The organism is Streptomyces sp. NPDC002054 (genome assembly GCF_040296685.1).
Classification (GTDB): domain Bacteria; phylum Actinomycetota; class Actinomycetes; order Streptomycetales; family Streptomycetaceae; genus Streptomyces.
The window spans coordinates 55,556-72,666 of record NZ_JBEOXT010000033.1 but is presented as its reverse complement, the minus strand read 5'-3'; the positions used below and the strand labels follow the sequence as shown (position 1 = coordinate 72,666).

The 17,111-nt window shown below is 70.4% G+C and carries 19 protein-coding genes and 2 pseudogenes; 9 read left to right on the top strand and 12 right to left on the bottom strand.

The genetic code is table 11. The annotated features are described in order from the left end of the window. The first annotated feature begins 5 nt into the window (after window positions 1-5). Window positions 6-455, top strand: a complete 450-nt coding sequence (locus tag ABT123_RS27570) for a Clp protease N-terminal domain-containing protein (RefSeq protein WP_351319458.1) — start codon at window positions 6-8, stop codon at window positions 453-455. Window positions 456-659: 204 nt separating this feature from the next. Here the strand turns inward: ABT123_RS27570 and ABT123_RS27565 are convergent, their stop codons facing one another. Next, window positions 660-1,187, bottom strand: a complete 528-nt coding sequence (locus ABT123_RS27565) for a winged helix-turn-helix transcriptional regulator (RefSeq protein WP_351319456.1) — start codon at window positions 1,185-1,187, stop codon at window positions 660-662. Window positions 1,188-1,305: 118 nt separating this feature from the next. Between ABT123_RS27565 and ABT123_RS27560 the strand changes: the two genes are divergently transcribed. Then, a complete protein-coding gene (locus ABT123_RS27560; RefSeq protein WP_351319454.1) occupies window positions 1,306-1,665 on the top strand; it encodes a nuclear transport factor 2 family protein in 360 nt (119 codons plus the stop codon). A 58-nt stretch (window positions 1,666-1,723) separates the two neighbouring features. After that, window positions 1,724-2,566 (top strand): SDR family NAD(P)-dependent oxidoreductase, encoded by an 843-nt coding sequence (locus tag ABT123_RS27555; protein ID WP_351319452.1) that lies wholly within the window; start codon window positions 1,724-1,726, stop codon window positions 2,564-2,566. Window positions 2,567-3,146: 580 nt separating this feature from the next. Here ABT123_RS27555 and ABT123_RS27550 read toward each other — a convergent pair. After that, the gene (locus tag ABT123_RS27550) at window positions 3,147-3,698 is read right to left on the bottom strand and encodes a GNAT family N-acetyltransferase (protein ID WP_351319450.1); all 552 of its coding nucleotides are present in this window, start codon (window positions 3,696-3,698) and stop codon (window positions 3,147-3,149) included. Continuing rightward, window positions 3,695-4,963: an NsdA family TPR-like regulatory protein gene (locus tag ABT123_RS27545; RefSeq protein WP_502971070.1), complete on the bottom strand. Its 1,269-nt coding sequence runs from the start codon at window positions 4,961-4,963 to the stop codon at window positions 3,695-3,697. The genes ABT123_RS27550 and ABT123_RS27545 overlap by 4 nt, the downstream gene beginning before the upstream one ends. Before the next feature lie 972 nt (window positions 4,964-5,935). Here ABT123_RS27545 and ABT123_RS27540 point away from each other — a divergent pair. The 3 genes from ABT123_RS27540 to ABT123_RS27530 all read left to right on the top strand — a co-directional run bounded on the left by ABT123_RS27540 (window position 5,936) and on the right by ABT123_RS27530 (window position 7,846). Continuing rightward, window positions 5,936-7,084: a methyltransferase domain-containing protein gene (locus ABT123_RS27540; RefSeq protein ID WP_351319446.1), complete on the top strand. Its 1,149-nt coding sequence runs from the start codon at window positions 5,936-5,938 to the stop codon at window positions 7,082-7,084. A gap of 14 nt (window positions 7,085-7,098) precedes the next feature. Next, a complete protein-coding gene (locus ABT123_RS27535; RefSeq protein ID WP_351319444.1) occupies window positions 7,099-7,332 on the top strand; it encodes a DUF6087 family protein in 234 nt (77 codons plus the stop codon). Between the two features lie 304 nt (window positions 7,333-7,636). After that, window positions 7,637-7,846, top strand: a complete 210-nt coding sequence (locus ABT123_RS27530) for a hypothetical protein (RefSeq protein ID WP_351319442.1) — start codon at window positions 7,637-7,639, stop codon at window positions 7,844-7,846. Between the two features lie 197 nt (window positions 7,847-8,043). Here the strand turns inward: ABT123_RS27530 and ABT123_RS27525 are convergent, their stop codons facing one another. Next, window positions 8,044-8,604 (bottom strand): AAA domain-containing protein, encoded by a 561-nt coding sequence (locus ABT123_RS27525; protein ID WP_351319519.1) that lies wholly within the window; start codon window positions 8,602-8,604, stop codon window positions 8,044-8,046. Between the two features lie 7 nt (window positions 8,605-8,611). Then, window positions 8,612-8,800: pseudogene (locus tag ABT123_RS27520) on the bottom strand (NF041680 family putative transposase); the annotation flags it as partial. Window positions 8,801-9,914: 1,114 nt separating this feature from the next. Here ABT123_RS27520 and ABT123_RS27515 point away from each other — a divergent pair. The 3 genes from ABT123_RS27515 to ABT123_RS27505 all read left to right on the top strand — a co-directional run bounded on the left by ABT123_RS27515 (window position 9,915) and on the right by ABT123_RS27505 (window position 12,294). Continuing rightward, window positions 9,915-10,748, top strand: a complete 834-nt coding sequence (locus tag ABT123_RS27515; protein ID WP_351319440.1) for a PIG-L family deacetylase — start codon at window positions 9,915-9,917, stop codon at window positions 10,746-10,748. 398 nt (window positions 10,749-11,146) lie between these two features. Further along, window positions 11,147-11,368, top strand: coding sequence for a hypothetical protein (locus tag ABT123_RS27510; protein ID WP_351319438.1), 222 nt, complete (start codon window positions 11,147-11,149; stop codon window positions 11,366-11,368). Beyond that, entirely contained in the window at window positions 11,365-12,294 is a 930-nt protein-coding gene (locus ABT123_RS27505) for a hypothetical protein (RefSeq protein ID WP_351319437.1), read from the top strand. Before ABT123_RS27510 ends, ABT123_RS27505 begins: the two co-directional genes overlap by 4 nt. 69 nt (window positions 12,295-12,363) lie before the next feature. Here ABT123_RS27505 and ABT123_RS27500 read toward each other — a convergent pair whose 3' ends face one another. The 7 genes and pseudogenes from ABT123_RS27500 to ABT123_RS27475 form a co-directional block, all read right to left on the bottom strand. Next, the gene (locus tag ABT123_RS27500; protein WP_351319435.1) at window positions 12,364-12,834 is read right to left on the bottom strand and encodes a GNAT family N-acetyltransferase; all 471 of its coding nucleotides are present in this window, start codon (window positions 12,832-12,834) and stop codon (window positions 12,364-12,366) included. A 361-nt stretch (window positions 12,835-13,195) separates the two neighbouring features. Beyond that, entirely contained in the window at window positions 13,196-14,107 is a 912-nt protein-coding gene (locus tag ABT123_RS27495; protein WP_351319433.1) for a hypothetical protein, read from the bottom strand. A 77-nt stretch (window positions 14,108-14,184) separates the two neighbouring features. After that, window positions 14,185-15,030: a recombinase family protein gene (locus tag ABT123_RS27490; protein ID WP_351319431.1), complete on the bottom strand. Its 846-nt coding sequence runs from the start codon at window positions 15,028-15,030 to the stop codon at window positions 14,185-14,187. A gap of 156 nt (window positions 15,031-15,186) precedes the next feature. Beyond that, on the bottom strand, window positions 15,187-15,948 hold the full coding sequence (locus tag ABT123_RS27485; protein ID WP_502971072.1) for an IS30 family transposase: 762 nt from the start codon (window positions 15,946-15,948) through the stop codon (window positions 15,187-15,189). A gap of 68 nt (window positions 15,949-16,016) precedes the next feature. Next, window positions 16,017-16,133: pseudogene (locus ABT123_RS36780) on the bottom strand (helix-turn-helix domain-containing protein); the annotation flags it as partial. Next, window positions 16,103-16,294 carry a hypothetical protein gene (locus ABT123_RS27480; RefSeq protein ID WP_351319523.1) on the bottom strand — a complete coding sequence of 64 codons (192 nt, stop codon included), beginning with the start codon at window positions 16,292-16,294 and terminating at the stop codon, window positions 16,103-16,105. The pseudogene ABT123_RS36780 and the gene ABT123_RS27480, both read right to left, overlap by 31 nt. A gap of 117 nt (window positions 16,295-16,411) precedes the next feature. After that, entirely contained in the window at window positions 16,412-17,107 is a 696-nt protein-coding gene (locus ABT123_RS27475; protein WP_351319429.1) for a response regulator, read from the bottom strand. Window positions 17,108-17,111: the final 4 nt, after the last annotated feature.

Sequence of the window (17,111 nt, the reverse complement as noted above, 5' to 3'; positions counted from 1 at the left end):
GAAAGGTGTTCGAACAGTTCACAGCGGATGCCCGGGCAGCGGTCACCTCAGCGCATGAAGAGGCCCGGCTGCGCGGTGACCGCCGCCTCGGCACCGAGCACCTCCTCCTGGGCGTGCTGCGGGACTCGGTCGCAGCGCGAGTTCTCGGTGTCGACCTGGTGGCCGCGCGCGCGGCCCTCGACGCTCTCGACCGGACCGCGCTGGCCGCGGTCGGCATCGACGTCCAGGGCATCGAGCGGGCCCCGATCCCAGCCTCGCGCAAGCGCACCCCCTACACCTCCGGCGCCCGCTCGGTCATCAAACGCACCGTCACCGAGGCGAGGGAGGCAGGCAGCCGTCGCATCGGACCGGACCATCTCCTGCTTGCGATCCTGTCCTGTGAGCGACCCGACCCCGCCGCGGAACTGATGGAGCAATTGCACATCGACCCCGTAGCCGTACGCGACCGCATGTGACGAAGCCGCCGGCTCGCCAATGCCTCCGCCTCGCCGGGCCGGCCTGCACGAGGGCATCAGTCTTACGGGTAGGCGTGATGCCTGCCGCTGAGCGGGGATGGGGCAGGGTGACGGACGACCACGGCCCGGCCCCTTGAGAGGGGCCGGGCCGTTTTGGCAGTGGGATGTCAGGCGAGGGCGAGGAAGAGCTTTTCGAGTTCCTCCTCAGTCATGGGGCGGCTCGGCGCTGCCCGAGCGCCGCTGCCGCTCCAGCTCGGCATACCGTGCGCGCATCGCCGCACTGGCGGCCGGTCCGGCGGTGAACACATAGGCGCCACTGTCGTCGAGGCGCTTGCCGGTACGGGCGTCGACCACCACCGGCTCCGCCTCCTGGCCGGTCTCGGCGTCGACCAGGACCATGGACCGGTCCTGCGGTGCGAGGTGCCGGTTGCCCCAAGCGGCCAGGGCCACGATCACGGGCCGCAGAGAGTGTCCGCGCTCGGTGAGGACGTACTCGTGGCGGACCGGGCTCGTCTGATAGGGCCGCCGCTCCAGCAGGCCATCGGCGACCAGGGTCTTCAGCCGCGCGGTGAGCATGCTGGTGGAGATGCCCAGGCTCTGCTGGAACTGATCGAAGCGCGTGTAGCCGTCGAAGGCGTCGTGAAGGATCAGCAGCGTCCACCACTCGCCAACGTGCTGAACCGTGGTCGACAACGGACACTCACGATCCTCCAGCCGGATCCTGCTCGCCATGGCACCCTCCCGAGTTACTGCTAAAGTAGAAGTTACTTGCTTCAATTTTAGCAGTAACCGGCGGTGCGCCCACCGTGCGTGAGGGCGTCCCGACATCCAGCGCACATGAGAGGGAGCCATGACCGAACGTCCCAGCCCACTCGCCCTCACCGACCTGCCGGAGGTCGTCGGGCGCTATCTGCGGGCTCACGACACGCATGACATCCCCGTGGCCGCAGCCGCGATCGCACCGGCGGCCACCGTCACCGACGACGGCCACACCTACCGGGGATCCGCGGCCATCAGGGGCTGGCTGGAGCAGACCACCACCCAGTACACCTACACCACCACGCCCCTTGGAGCGGTGTGCGACGGTCCCGACCAGTACACCGTCACACAGCACCTCGAAGGGGACTTCCCCGGCGGCAGCGTCGATCTGCGCTACCGCTTCGACCTCGACGAAAACGGGCTGATCGGCCGGCTCGTCATCGCCCCGTGACGGCCGCCGAGCCGTCACCGCGTCGACCAATCCGCCTACCCCGAGATCGCGAGGAAGCATGAAGACCTGGTTCATCACCGGCGGGACCCCGGGTGGCTTCGGTCAGGCATACGCCGACGCCGCCCTGGAGCTCGGCGACAACGTGGTTCTCACCGCCCGCCGCCCGCAACTGCTCGACGACTGGGCCCGCCCCCACGGCGGCAGAGCGCTCGTCCTGCCGCTGGACGTCACTGACACCCAGCAGATCCGCGAGGCCGTCCACACCGCCGAGAAGCACTTCGGCGGAATCGACGTCCTGGTCAACAATGCCGGCCGGGGCTGGTACGGCTCCATCGAGGGCACGGCCGACGCCGACGTCCGCCGGTCCTTCGAACTGAACTTCTTCTCCATCACCGAGATCCTCCGCGCCGTCCTCCCCGGCATGCGCGCCCGCGGCAGCGGATGGATCATCAACATGTCCTCGGTCGCCGGCCTGCGGGGCGTACCCGGCTTCGGCTACTACAGCGCCGCGAAATTCGCACTCGAAGGACTCACCGAGGTCCTGCGGCAGGAAGTGGCCCCCTTCGGCATCAACGTCCTGGCCGTCGAACCCGCCGCCTTCCGTACCCGCGCCTACTCCTCCTTCGCCGACGAACGGGTGTCCGAGACGGTCGACGCCTACCAGCCGTTCATCGAGTCCGTCCGCACCTCCATGATCGAGCAGAACGGCCGACAGCCCGGCGACCCCTACCGAGGGGTGCGAGCCGTCGTGAACGCCACGAAACAGGACAAGCCTCCCCACCGGCTCGTGCTGGGCGCCACCGGCTACGAAACCATCCACGAACAACTGGAATCCATGATCGAAGAACTGCGCGCCCACCAGGCAGCCTCGCGCAGCGCGGACTTCCCTCCCGGGTCATAGCCCTGCTCGCGGGACAACCCGCGAGCCCGTACACCGCAGGATGTGCACCCGCCTGAATCGGTCGCATCTCCGAGCGTAGGCCTGGCCGTTCGAACGCAAGAGAGTCCAGGCCCCGGACTCAGCACAGCATGACTCTCACAAACGGTCACTTTATGAGAATCGGCAGGACGGTCGGCTGCCCCAACTCCCGCCGGTCCCCAGCCAGGAGCTTGACCGGCGGGTCGCCCCACCGGTCCGCCCGCCGTACGTACACGTCCCGCCGGCGCAGGGCCCGGTGGAGGTGCTCCAGCAGCAGAACGAGTATGCGACACCTTGCCCGCCAGGCCCGGCTCCGCGCCAGGGGCGGCGAAGACCCAGGCGCCGCCACGAGCCGGTCACCAGCTCCTGCGCGACCTCCGAGGGAGGCTGCTTCCTGCAGTGGATCAGGTGCGGCAGCTGCCTCAGCGCCTTCACGACCGGGCCGCCGGCCAAGATCGGCCAGTTGTCGCTACGCCGATCCGATCCTTCCTTAGCGCCCGGACGCTCGGTGCAGGATGCGGAGAGGCCGGCGGCCTGGACCGCTTCGCACGTCGCGCACTGCTCAGGCTCGGACCGTGCACCCCATGCACACGAGCCACGGCGAGTCCGGCGACGGCTGGATCACGCCGATCTCCTCGTACCCCCACCCCTCGTACAAACGCATCACCTTTCCGCCGCCCGCGGCCGGGTTCACCATGAGCGTCGCGTGCGGTTCCCCCCGGCCCGCCAGCAGTGCATCGTGCATCTGCCGGGACACGCCTATGCCCCGCCAGGCCGGCACCACTCCGATCTCCTTGACCGCGGCGGCGTCCCGGGCGGTGAAGCGGCCCGGGACCGGGGAGTTCATCCGCTTCCACCACCGGTCTCCGGGCGTCACCGTGTTCGCGTAGGCGTAGCCGACCGGCTCGCCGTCGGGGGCGGCGTACGCGATGACCACCGACCAGCCTGGTTCGGCGGCGTGCCGGTCCAGTCGGCCGAGGAAGACTTCCACCCGGTAGTTGGGGTGTTCCAGCAGGTCGGCACGTACCTGCGTGTACAGCTCGCCGATCACCTCGCGCAGCTGGGGCGTGAGGGTGGTGTGGCGGCGCAGGACCGGCGTCGGGGTGGTCGTCATCGTGCGTGTCCCTTCGGCGTGAGGGCGGTGAACTCCCGCCAGGCTGTCGTATGCGGGCCGGCCGGGGCGGTCTCGGCCAGGCGGCGGCCGAAGAGGGTGAGCATTCCGGCCACGCGCGGGTGGTGGGCGGCGGCGTCGGCGGCGACCTGGGTGGCGGTGCCGACCGCCGCTTCCGGCTCGCCCTGTTCGAGCTGGGCGCGGGCCAGGCGGACGGTGGTGATCGCCTTGGACCTCAGCATGTGCGGACGGAGCGCAGCGAGGCAGCGGTGGCCGTGTGCCTCGGCCGTGGCCCAGTCGCCGAGCGCCAGGTACGCCGAGAGGGCGAGGGAGTCCAGTTCGGCCTGGTCGTAGAAGGCGAGCAGCCACACCGGGCGGACCTCGCCGCGGCCGGCGGCCCGGCCCATCGCCTCCTGGGCCTGTCCGAAGGCGCGCTGGGTGGAGTTGCGTTCGCCGGCCGATGCGTGGATCGCCGCGTGCCGGGCCAGCCCGAGGGACGCGAACAGCGGGTCGCGGCGGGTCAGAGACATGCCCCGGGCGACGTCGTTCGCGGCTCCGGCTTCGGCGGGGCGGCCCAGGTGCCGGTACATCGTTCCTGCGTGCGACCAGATCCGGAACTTGATCGCCTGATCGCCGGACAGTTCGGCGAGCTGCGCCGCGTCCCGCAGGTGGTTGCGGGCGTCCCCGAAGCGGCGGCCGTCGATGGCCGCCCACATCGCCGACGACATGAACGAAGCCGCCGACACGTAGAGGTTCGTACGGACCCGCTGGGACGCGGAGCCCGACTCCTGGAGCGCGAGCGCTTCGGCGGCGAGCCGGGTGGCCTGTTGCTCGATGCCCGCCTGCCCGCCGTGGCGGTGGTCGGACGCGATGATGTCGGTGAACCGCTGGTGCAGCCGGGCCACGTCGGACATGCCGACCCGGTAGGGGGAAGCGGCGGCCGGCCGGGGCGCCCCGGCCACGGCGCCGGCGGCCGTGGAGGCTGCGGCGGTCAGGAGGGTACGGCGTTCCAAGGGTGGCTCCTGGTGGGGGGTGGCGGCCGACGGGCGGGCCCGGGGGACGAACCCCAGAGCGGTGGGGTCCAGGCCCGAGATCATTTCCATGGCTCTGAGCTGCGCTCCTTTGGGACAGCGGACCCTGCCCGACCGCCATGCCCGGATGCTGGAGTCGTCCAGCCCGCCGACTCTTCCGGTCAGCTCGCCGACGGCGCGATTGACCAGGTCGGCAAGTTCACGGGAACTGAGACGGTGCTCGCCCATCCACGCCACTAAGGCGTCGTTTCGCGCTCTCGCTCGCCCTCGGTCCACTGCCACACCGTAGAGCGGGCACTGCTGTCGGGAAAGGTAAAGGAGCGGTCAAATCGCCCTAGGGTCTCAACCGTCGGCGGCCTGGATCGCCCTACCGGGCTGCGACGGCAGGGCGTTGACTGGTTGTCGGCCGCCCCGCGGGCGGCACTCCTTGAGCCTGGAGCATCGACCGGAAGGAGAGACGGTGAGTCACGCGCCCGATGTCACCGGCACAGGTGCCCCGGCCGGCTGGTCCCGTCGGCTCAGTCGGTTCAGGAGGCGGGGTGATCCCGGACGACGCGTCGCCGCCCCGCCCCGTACCGGGTCGGAGAGACCGTCACCGGGTGGACGTACGTCCGCCCCGAGGATCTCGGCCGCGAGCAGCCGGAGCAGGTCACCGGCGAGGTCGTACAGGTCGGGTCCGGATGGGCCGGGGTGGACGCCGACCACGCGTACCTGTGGATCCGCCTGCCCAACGGGCGTGAGCGACAGGCCCTGATACGGGATGTCGAGCGCACCCCGCCGCGAGCGTCGCCGACGGGACCGCCACCATGACCACAGGCATGACCGCCGTAAGACTGCCCCGCGGCCGGGGTCGATTCCGACCGTCCCCCTACGGCACCGGCTCCCCCGAGCCGCGGGGCACCCCGTACGTCCGGCTCCCCAGCCGGACACGGAGGCCCCCACGAAGCCACCAAGCCACTGAGCCTCCGAGCCACTGACCGCCGTACAACACCCCCGCCCGCACCCGCGGACCGGGACACCGCACCACCGAAGGAGCCCAGCCATGCCCGAGCAGTCGCCGAACCCTCCCGGCCAGCCCGCACCTCCGCCGCCCCCGCCGAACCCGGATACCAGCACGCCCCCCGGTACCGGGACGCACCGCAGGCCGTGAACACCCACACCCGCGCACACCAGGAGCGCCCCGGCCGTACAGAGCTGGGGCGCTGCCTCATGAGCACCGGCGCCCTCGCCGCCGACTGGGCACCCGCGTTCGCCGCCGTGGACCGGGCCGCGTTCCTCCCGCCCCTGATGTGGCCGTTCCTCCCGGCCCCCGCCCTGACCGCGGCCGACCGTACGCAGCACCTCGTCGCCGGCGCCGTCCCTGTCGACCGGGGATCCGACCCGGACGCCTGGCACCGGTACGCCGATTCCGATGTCTCCATCGTCACGCAGTGGGACGACGGCGCCCACAGCGGCGAGGGCCCGGGCACGGTGGCGACCTCGTCCAGCTCCATGCCCACCGTCGTCTTCACCCTGCTTCGCCATCTCGACGCCGACACCGGCATGCGGGTCCTGGACGCGGGCACCGGCACCGGGGAGACCGCCGGCCTGCTGGCCCACCGCTGCGGGCGGCGGCGGGTGACCAGCATCGACGTGGACCCCGACGTCGCGGTCGCCGCACGCGGACGGCTGTGCGCCCTAGGCCTGGACGCGGAGGTCATCGCCGGTGACGCCCTCGCGGGCCATCGCGGCGGCGGCCCGTACGACCGGCTGCTGTGCACCTTCGGCGTCCGCGCCATCCCGCCCGCGTGGCTCGCGCAGGTCCGGCCGGGCGGAATCAGCGTCGCTCCGTACGGCACGCACTACAGCAGCCGCGATGCGGCCGTACGCCTCACCGTGCACGCCGACGGCACCGCGAGCGGACCGTTCGTTGCAGGGGTGGAGTTCATGAAGGCCCGGTCGCACCGTACGGTGTGGCCGGAGCATGCCGAGTACGTCACCCGCACCCCGGGAGCCACCGGCACCACGGTGCAGCCGTACGAACTCGCCGACACGGACGCCGCCCATGCCGTCGCCCTCGCGGTCCCCGGCATCGCGCACACCGCCTACCGGACCGCCGACGGCGCCGACGCGGTCTTCTTCTACTCCCTCACCGACCGTTCGTGGGCGTCGGTGCGCTGGCCGGAGGAACTCGGGCCGGGCATCGTCCTGCAGGACGGGCCGCGCCGGCTGTGGGACCGTGTCGAAGCCGCGTACACGTGGTGGCAGGACGAGGGCCGGCCCGCTCTCACCCGCTTCGGTCTCACGATCACGCCCACGGGTGCTACACCTTGGCTGGACAATCCCGGCCGGCCGATACCCGGTACCGGCCGGCGGTAAGCGAAGGAGCGGGCGTGGAGCGGAACTCCCTGGAGTGGTGGGCGGCGCGGCGGGAACGACGACGGGCCACGGACCACTGGATCACCGGCACCCGCCGCGCGGTGGTCCTCGCCGACGGCGGCAGCGCGGCCCACCTCCACCCCGACGCACCACGCCTGCTCCTCGAACGCCAGGGCCCGACCGGCGGCTGGGCTCCGGTCGGCGTCGCAGCGGACCGCGCGGCGGCGACGGCCTGGCTGAACAGCTGAACGGCCTGGAAGAGTCGCTCCGCTCAGGGGGTTACTGTCCCGGCATGACACAAGAGTTCGATCTCACGGTCTCTCTCACCCAAGGGGTCGAGAGCCGCAACGGGGCTTGAGAGTTCATCCGCGGCATCGCCGCCCGATGGGTGAGCCCCGTGGAGAGTGGTGACGGATGGCCGGAAGCCGACCTGGCCGCGGCGGAGAGGCGTTCCCTACGCGGTGGGGCCGGAGAGCGCCCATCAGGACCGAGTGCGGGGTCACGCCTCAGGCCGTCAGCGGGCTGATGGCGCCGCTGTGCGACCTGAACATCGTGCTGCGACCGCGTAGCGAGGAGCGCACCGGGCACTCGTACCGGCTCCACCCGCTGGCGGCGAAGTACGAGACCCCGGAAGCCATGGAGGCGGCGTTCCGGGCGGCCCTGGCCAGGATTCAGGCGGGGGACCTGCCGAACCTGAAGCTGCCGACGTACCACCAGGCACCGCCGGCACCGACGGGCCGCCCGAAGCTCCAGGTCGCCTGACCGGGCCGGCGCCCGGGGGCGTGCAGCGGAATCACGGCGCATTCGAGAAACGGGCTTGGGCCGGGGGCGGGCCTGGGGATGGGGTTGGGCGCCGGGACCCGGTTGTGCAGGGCGGCCCGCACTGACTCATCCACCCCGTCGGCCCACGAGCGGGCCCAAGGCCCCCAGCCGATCCACCGTTCGCTGCATCGTGGGGACTAATCGCCGCATTCCGCAGGTGCGCCACGGCAGGTGTCCCATGGCGAGTCCTTACCGTGGCATGTGCTACGCAGGACCTCGCTCCGGCGCCCGTCCTGCCCTTCAATCGACCACGAAAGGAGTGAGCGTGAACGCTCGCTGTTGCCGATCACAAACAGCCGGCGCTTGGCCCGGCTGACCGCCACATTCAGCAGGTTCGGCCGGGACGCGGCCCACGCGCGGGCGCCCGCGCGCCGCGGGTCCGTGCCGAGGACCAGGATGACGACGTCCGCCTCCTTGCCCTGCGTCGTGTGTACGGTCCCCACTCGGTCCGCCGGCACCAAGTCCCGGCACGCCCGCATCGCGCCCGCCACCACCTGCCGGAACGGGCTGATCACGAACACGTCCCGCCCGAGATCCACATCGCCCTCGTCCCGCAGCCGCTCCAGGATCCGCCGCAGCGCCCGACCCTCTTCCGGGATCCAGTGCCCGTCCGCCTCCGTCGACACCACGTTCACCCAGCTGCTGGCCGGCCGGTACACGTACGCTTCGCGCGCACCCGGATCGACCCCCTGCACCATCAGGCCGGCGCTCGACGACGTCCCGAATCTGAACGGCGGTGACTGCGGCGACATCGGCGCCAGGCTCCAACCGGATCGCGTCGAGAAGTGCGGTCCAAGACGTGCAGCCGGTCTCCAGCGCGGCGCCGATCGAGTACGGCCAGCCGGGCACCATCTGGTGCTTGCCCAAGCCCCGGCCGAACGTGTGGCAGAACGACCAGACCGAGCGCGGCCTGGTCGTCCCGGCCGCCGGCGGTGGCGTCCTCGCGCACTTCGACGACCTCGTGGCCGCGGTCGTGCCCGAGCTCTCCGGACGCGTTCAGGCCGTCGCCTTCGACGCGGATACCGGCTGCCCGGACGTCGTCCGCGATGCCCCGGCCTGCGGCACACAGCTGCGCTGGAGCACACCGAAGCTGATCTCGGCGGCCAACGAGAAGGTGCCGAACGCAAACGTCCGCGCCGTGCACGTCCTGACGCCCGCGCCCATGAAGGCTGGCCCCGCCATGGCAGCCGCCGCCCCTGTCTCGCAGCCGGTCGCACGCGTCGCGCCGGTGGAACGCCGGACACCGCCGGAGGGCTACCACCGTGCGATCGCGGCGCACCACCAGGCTGCACCGTCGTCCCGGGTGGATCGGAGCACCGCGGAGGCGGTGGAGCGGCAGACGAGGGCGATGCGTGAGCTGTCCCACCGTGCGTTTCCCGAACCCGCCGAGTCCCGCACGATGCGCTGGCACCGATTGACGCAGCCCTCGTTCAGCGACGCCGCGACGCCGAAGCCGTACGCCTGCGGACGGTGCACCGAGCGAGGGCCGAGCGGGCTGGGCTTGCCCAATTTCCCGCCCGGGTCTCGCCCGTATCTCACCGTCTGGACCGGACCGGCTGACGCTGCCCTCTCCCCGGCGGCACCCGGCGGCACAACATGTTGTGACCCCTCGAAGGGGCATGAGAACCGCGGAGCGCCGCGAGCGTCTACGGGCCCGAGCTGATCGTTGACCTGCGCGGTCGGCTGATCGAGACACGTCCGCGTAAGGGATCCTCATCGACCCTCTGCGGGGTCACAAGACGTCCGTCCAGACCAGGCCGGGGCCCAGGGTGTAGTGGTCCTCATTGACGCTTCGAGGGGTCCCCACGCGTACGTCCTGGAAGGCCGAGCGGCCACGCCGGGAACAACCGGGCCGGCCAGCACAGTTGCATCGACCGAGGGACCGGAGCCACGGGCGGGGGGACACGGAGACAACAAGGTCGTCCGCCCCACAGGAACCGGGTCCCGTCATGGCGGTACGCCCGCCGCGCACTCGGACCAAGAAGTATTTCTGCAGGAGGATTGTTTCGTGACTGACCGTCCTTTGACGCTCATGGCAGTGCACGCCCACCCCGACGACGAGGCCACCGGAACCGGAGGGGTCCTCGCGCGGTACGCGGCGGAAGGCATCCGCACGGTTCTCGTCACGTGTACCGACGGTCGTTGTGGTGACGGACCGGGGGGTGTCAAGCCGGGCGATCCCGGGCACGATCCGGCAACGGTCGCCTTGATGCGCCGTCAAGAACTCGAGGCGAGCTGTGACGTCCTGAAGGTCAGCAATCTGGAGATGCTGGACTATGCCGACTCCGGGATGATGGGCTGGCCGAGCAACGACGCCCCCGGATCCTTCTGGCAGACCCCCGTGGAGGAAGGCGCTGCCCGCCTTGCGGAACTCATGCGGCACTACCGGCCCGATGTGGTCGTCACGTACGACGAGAACGGCTTCTACGGCCACCCCGACCACATCCAGGCCCACCGGATCACGATGGCGGCGCTGGAGATGACCGAGCTGACACCGAAGGTGTACTGGACGACGATGCCCCGCTCGGGGATGCGGCGGTTCGGGGAGATCATGCGCGAGTTCCATGAGGACATGCCGGAGCCGGATCCCGCCGAGGCCGCCGCGATGGCCGATCTCGGCCTCCCCGACGATGAGATCACCACGTGGGTGGACACCGCCGCGTTCAGCGGCCAGAAGTTCGATGCGCTGGCCGCGCACGCCAGTCAGGGCGAGAACATCTTCTTCCTCAAGATGGGCAAGGAGAGGTTCGGCGAGCTGATGGGCATGGAGACCTTCGTACGCGTCAAGGACGCCACCGGCGCGGCCGTACCCGAGAACGACCTCTTCGCCGGACTGCGCTGATCCGCCCGTCCGACCGGGGCCCAGCAAAGCTCGTCGGCCGCACGGCGCGATCGAGCGGATCGTCCAGGCCGTACGCGCGGGGAGCGACCGCCCAGAGCGGCCATCTCCCACGCCTCGCCGAGTCCAGGCCGGACGCACGGACGGCGACCAGCATGCATGTGCGGCCAAGGTGCTGCCGTTCGCCGGGCCCGCGCTGAGCTGACTTAGCGCGGACCCGGCGCAGCGGTCACACTGCCGCAGCCGGTGCTCCGCACCACGGCTTGGTCCTTCGATGGCCTGCGGGCCCAACGACGCTGGTGTCAAGATGAGTTGGGATGGAAAGGTGGGGGTTCGTGCGGGGTGACAGGCGGCAGATTCAGACGGCGGTCCTGGGCGGCGCGGATTCGGAGGAGCCTTTGATGCTGCCGCTGGAGGCGATCGAGCTGGAAGCCTTCCGGCAGAGGCACGAGGACGACACGTTCTGGTGCGGACTGCTCCTGGGCGGCTGCGGCGTCCAGTTGACGACGAAGCTCTACACCGACCGGTCTGCCACTTCGCCCACCACCCGGGCGCGGAGGCAGTGGGCCACGAGTGCGGCCGGCGCGCGCGGGGAGTGGCCAGCGCCGACCACCTGTACGTGAAGTCTGCGAGGGCGTCCTGGCTGTGCGACCGCGGGGAGCAGGCCGATTTCAAATTCGCCCGGCCGCACGGAGCGGCGATCGGCTCCGTCCTCGACATCCGTTTCCGGAGCCGTGGGCTGCGTGTGCACCTGGACCGGGAAGTCGAGCCCGTGTGGGACGAGGACGGCGTCGAGCCGGTGCTGGGGGTGTCGGTGCCGGTGGACGACAAGACGCTGGTCCGGCGCTGGTACGTCCACCGCATCCGTCTGGACAGCGAGGGCACCCACCGCCGGGTGCGGATCGGTACGGAGGCGTTCGCGCGGGACGTGGAGTGGTTCACGCTGGATGAGTACGAGATGACCGAGCGCGGGCTGTCGACGCCGGCGGTGGAACGGATCGTCCGTTCCCGCAGCACGCGCCCTGTCTCGACCGGGGGTGCGGGCAAGGTCCGCAAGGCCCCGGACGCGCAGGCGAGGGCGCAGCTGCTGCTGCGGAAGCCGGCCGATGCCCGCCGGGTGGAGTCCGTGGTCCTCGTCACTCAGGTGTGCCGGGATATCGCCGCGGTGGAGGGGGTGGAGGGAGACATCCAGGAGCAGCTGTCGGACGGGGTCGCGGAGGCGGAGCGCTGGCTGGAGATCCAGACCGAGGCACGACGCAGATTGTTCCTGCTCCTGGAGGAGGCCGTCGCAGCGGGAAACCTCGTGGCGATCGGCCACCTGCTGGTGATGGCCAACGGGACTGCGAGCCATGACCGCACCGGGGCTGAGACAGCGGTCGCGGAGCAGGCCGGCACTCTGCTGGCCGCGGATGCGCAAAGCGGCAAGAGGAGATCCTGGCCGCTCAGCAGGAGGCTGAGCGGGCGCGGCGGGCAGCGGAGCGTGTCCGTGCGCTGCCGTCGTCTCTGCGGCGTCGTCCATCCGGGCGCCGGTCACTGGGGCGTGAGGTGATGCGGGATTCGGTGCGCAGGCTGCTTCCGCTGGGGCGGACAACCGCTCGCCCGGGTGGCTTGAGCATTCTCAGGACTCTTGCTTCCCAGGTCGCCACACATACCGGATGTCCGGCTCGCGTTCCTCGTTACGGTGACCGTCGGTGCATTCGGCAGCTACGAAGCCATGCCGCTCATAGAAGCGACGTGCCGACTCGTTGACCTGGAACGTCCACAGCGCCAACCCGGCCGGACGATGCTGCTTGGCCAGGTCCACGAGGCGGCCGCCGATGCCCTGGCCCTGCCAGGCCGGATCGAGATAGAGCTGCTCCAGGTCTTCGCCGTCCAACACCATCATCCCGACTGCCGAGCCCTCGACCGTCGCCACCCACGTCTCCTGGCCAGGCACGACCACCTCTCGGAACCAGGACCGGACCTGGTCGTCCGTATGCGCCCGGCGCACACTCGGAAGCGCCGCCGTGAAGGAACGCAGCCATACCTCGGCCACCGCAGCAGCGTCGGAGGCGACCGCACGGCGAACGACAAAGTTGTTGATCTCCACAGCGACGCATGCTCTCAGACGCACGACGTGGCCGCATGCGAGTTCTCCGCGACGCTCGAGCCAGAACGGAACCCGGTGAACCTATGCGGTCACAGCACTAGGCGCAACGAAAGGCAGCTCTTGACGGTGCGTTATCGCGTCGGCCAAGCAGTCCCGATCGCGCACCGAAAATCCTCTCACGACCGTGTCACTCAAACTTGGATGGCACGCGCTCAAGGTTCGATGGCACAGGACAGACACAGCCACCTGTGACTGAGCGCCGTACTTGGCCCGTCCGGCCAACTGCGGCACGCAAGCCTCCGCAATCCTTCGGCGACCCGTGTCGTCGTGGTGCCAGGTCGCTACCACCCCCTATCGAGGGCTATGGCGCGGTCAGCACCCACCACTGCCGCAACGTGCGGAGAGTACGCAGGAAGATGTGCGGACCCCGGCAGACAGGGCGGGCGTAGCGCCTGACGGGGTCGCCGTTCGGGAAGGCCAGGTCCTCGCGGCCCACGACCACAGCCCCGTCGTCCGTCAGCCGAATGTGGTGGAGGGCGTTCACCCTGGTAGTGGTGGCGATGCCCTGCTCGTTCCCTCCGAGCAGGAGCAGCCGGTCCCCACGGATCGCGAGGCCGAACGGGTCCGAGACAGGAAGGGCGCGGATGCGGAGTGTCCCGCTGCGCCCCGTTTGGGCGAGTGGTGCGCCGGGCCAGTACGTGGCGTGGACCTCGGAGTCGGAGACGTTGATGGTGCTGACGTCCGCCACGTGGTTGTAGGGCTCCGGGGGGTGCAGGGCCCATGCGGCGTTGCCCCTGTCGTCCCAGCGGACCAGCCCGCCCGCGCTGACGCGATCACCGCTGTAGATCCCCTCGTCGGCGTACCCAGTCCAGAAGCCGGCCCTGTGGTCCGCGACCAGGTGCTTGAGGTGCGTTCCCAGCGGGAACCGGCGCCGGGAGCGGCCGTCGGGGCCGAAAATCTGGCCGGACCGTGCGTTCGGCCCTCGGTTGCCGGAGAGTACGAACCCGCCGCCCGGGAGGGCATCGAAGGCGTCCGGGTCCACGGCCACTCCGTGCAGGGTCCGTTCCCGAACCTCACCCCGGTCGCTGATGACGACGAGGGCGTCGAAGGGCAGGACCGCGGGCGTCGGGACGTCCCGGCCTGCCCACCTGTAGGGAAAACGGGTGTCAGGGCAGATCAGCCAGAGAGCCCGGCCCCACGGATCAATCGTGGAGGCCAGTACCTTCCGCTCGTCGTACTGCCGAGGCAATAGTGCGTAAGGACGCAGTGCCACCTTCGTCAAAAGATCACCTCGCGGGCGAAGGAATGCAACGCTTCATGATCCGGCCTCGGGGAACATCGGTACAGCGGTTATCGGTGAGAACGATCATGGCCGGGTCGGCGTGAGGGTGCTGACGCGGTTCTCGTACTCCCGGCGGGCCTTGCGCTGGGCTGGGACCACCGGGGCGCCTTGGCCGCGCCGTGCGGTCGCCCCCTGGTCGAGTGCGGCGCGCTCGGCGGGCTCCAGGTCGGTGGTGTGGAGGTAGTCGGCGACCTTGCCCGGCATGTCGAGGGTGACCGGCAGCTCTGGGGCGGGGGCGTCCTCCTCGGTGGCGGTGTGGTCGGGCAGGAGGTCGGCGACGGCCGTGCGGATCGCGCCGCGGTGGCCCGGTGGTCGCGGGCGAGGGCGGCGATGGAGCGGCCCTGCAGGTACGCGGTGCGCACGGCGTCGGTCTTCGCGGCTGTGACGGCGGGGCGTCGGCCGCCCTTGCTGCCGTTGGCCTCGGCGGCGCGGAGTCCGTCGTAGGTCAGCTCGCGTTGGAGTTCGCCAGCGGCGAGGGTCTGGACCATGAATTTCACGGTGGACAGCAGTTCTCCGGTGCGCGGGTGGCGGGCGGTGAGGTCCATCGCGGAGAACGCGCCGTCGTGGAAGCGCAGCGCGACCTGGTCGCGGTGGAGTACGTCGAGTACGTCGAGGATGTGGCCGGTGCCGCGGACGAGGCGGAACATCTCGGAGATGTGCACGGTGTCGCCCGGCCGCGCGTAAGTGAGCAGTTCGCGGAACTTCGGCCGTTGGAGGGGGTGGAGGCGGCTGGAGGTGCCCGGGTCCTCCTCGAAAACGACCGGGTCCTCGATCCCGGCCTCGCCCAGGACGAGGTTCTGCCGGGCGGTGGACTGCTGGTCGGTCGAGACGCGCTTGTAGACCAGGTTGGCCACCGAGGGCCCTTTCCATGCGGAGGATCGGACCCTATCTGTCGTCAAACCCTGTCAGTAATCACCATCGGATCTGATTGGATTCGAGCCGCCCGCGGCCCCCGGATTGCACGGGTTCAATGGACGGCGCCGCCCCCCTGTCGTCAAACAATGGCGGGCTCAAGCGGTCAGCACATCACCGCTGTTCAGAAGCCCAGCATGGATCTCTGCCGGGGTGCGGTAGCCGTGGATCTTGCGTGGCCGGGCGTTCAGCTCGCCGGCGATGGCGTCCAGGTCCTCCTGGCTGAAGGCGCGGAGATCGGCTCCCTTCGGCAGGTACTGGCGGAGCAGCCTGTTGGTGTTCTCGTTCGTGCTGCGATGCCAGGGGCTCCGGGGCTTGCAGAGGTAGATCGGGACGCCGGTTGCGGTGGTGATGGCTCGATGCTCGGCCATCTCGCGGCCCCGGTCCCAGGTCAGCGTCCGCCTTAGCTGGGGCGGAATGCCGAGGAGCCGGCGGGTGAGGTGCGGGGCGACCTGCTCGGCCTTGATGCCGTCCGGGAGCGCGACGATGGCGGTGAAGCGGCTGGTCCGCTCGACCAGCGTGGCTATCGCTGAGGGCCGTGTGCCCATCACCAGGTCGCCTTCCCAGTGGCCGGGCACCGTGCGGTCCTCGACTTCGGCTGGGCGGGCGCTGATGGACACCATGTCGCGGATGACGCCCCGCCCGGTGGGCCTGGCGGCGACCTTGGGCCGGCGCATGGGCCGACCCGTCCGCAGCTGCTGCGTGAGGCCGCGGTCGATGGCGTGGCGGCGTCGCGGATCGAACAGGGTGAGGTAGATCGCCTCGTGCGAGACACGCATCGACGGGTCGTCGGGGAACTGGCGGCGGAGCCAGCCCGCGATCTGCTCGGGCGACCGGCGCAGGACGAGTTTCGCTTCCACCAACACGCGCAGGGCGGGTCGCTGGGCGAGCTTCGCCTGCTTCGGGCGATCTCCCGCGAGACCGTGGAAGCGGACCGGCCGAGCCGCCTGGCCACCTGCCGTGCAGTCTCCCCTGCAGCGATACCGCGGGAGATCTCCTCACGCTCGCCGCAGGTCAGGTGCCGGGACGAACGCCGTCTCGGCACCAGCGCACTCCGCCTGACTGCTGGAAGAACCGGCGCACATGATGCATGGGAACACCCACAGCCCGCCCGATCAGGCTGAACGACTCGCCCTGACGCCATCGCCGCCAGATCTCGTCTTGCTGAGCCGACGAGAACCCGTAATCACGCACCTGGACCTCCATACCCACATGATCATCCGTGGGTGGTGCGTTGATCCCTTGAGCGCGCCACCGTTTGCCGACAGGCAGCCGCGGCTTGATCCACCCGCCCGCCGTCAACCCGGGTAGGCGGCGGGCCGTTCAGCCCCGGCCGGTGCAGACTCCCGCTTCCCAGGCCCAGGCCGCGATCTCGACGCGGTTGCGGGCGGCGAGTTTGCGCTGGATGTTGCCCAGGTGGGTCTTGACCGTGGAGTGGGTGACGTAGAGCTCGGCCGCCACCTCTTCGTTGGTGTAGCCACGGGCGACCAGGCGGACGACGTCGAGTTCGCGCTGGGTGAGGGGTTCGGTGAGCCGGGTGGTCGCGCGGGTGGCGGGGGGAGCGGGGCGAGAGCCGGAATTCCTTTGTGGGGGTGGTGCCATGTGCTGCAGGAGGCGGACGGTGATGGAGGGGGAGATGAGGGAGTTGCCAGCGGCTGTCGCGCGTACGGCTTCGGCGAGGAGGGCGGGGGCGCCGTCTTTGAGGAGGAAGCCGCAGGCGCCGTTGCGCAGGGCTTGGTAGACGTATTCGTCGAGGTCGAAGGTGGTGGCGATCAGGACGTTGAGCGGGTCGGGGACGTCGGGGCCGGCCAGCAGGCGGGTAGCTGCCAGACCGTCGAGTCCGGGCATGCGGATGTCGAGGAGGCAGACGTCCGGGCGGAGCCGGCGGGCCGTTTCCACCGCGTCGGTGCCGTTGGCGGCCTCGGCGATGACGTCCATGTCCGGCTGGGCGCTGAGGATCATGCGGAAGGCCGACCGGATCATGTCTTGGTCGTCGGCGATCAGGACCCGGATCTTCATGTCG

Coding starts and splice junctions, on each gene's coding strand:
- ABT123_RS27525 (WP_351319519.1), bottom strand. CDS start 8,604: ATGGTGCAGGGGGTCGATCCGGGTGCGCGCGAAGCGTACGTGTACCGG.
- ABT123_RS27540 (WP_351319446.1), top strand. CDS start 5,936: ATGAGCACCGGCGCCCTCGCCGCCGACTGGGCACCCGCGTTCGCCGCC.
- ABT123_RS27475 (WP_351319429.1), bottom strand. CDS start 17,107: ATGAAGATCCGGGTCCTGATCGCCGACGACCAAGACATGATCCGGTCG.
- ABT123_RS27560 (WP_351319454.1), top strand. CDS start 1,306: ATGACCGAACGTCCCAGCCCACTCGCCCTCACCGACCTGCCGGAGGTC.
- ABT123_RS27565 (WP_351319456.1), bottom strand. CDS start 1,187: ATGGCGAGCAGGATCCGGCTGGAGGATCGTGAGTGTCCGTTGTCGACC.
- ABT123_RS27555 (WP_351319452.1), top strand. CDS start 1,724: ATGAAGACCTGGTTCATCACCGGCGGGACCCCGGGTGGCTTCGGTCAG.
- ABT123_RS27550 (WP_351319450.1), bottom strand. CDS start 3,698: ATGACGACCACCCCGACGCCGGTCCTGCGCCGCCACACCACCCTCACG.
- ABT123_RS27510 (WP_351319438.1), top strand. CDS start 11,147: ATGCTGCCGCTGGAGGCGATCGAGCTGGAAGCCTTCCGGCAGAGGCAC.
- ABT123_RS27480 (WP_351319523.1), bottom strand. CDS start 16,294: ATGGAGGTCCAGGTGCGTGATTACGGGTTCTCGTCGGCTCAGCAAGAC.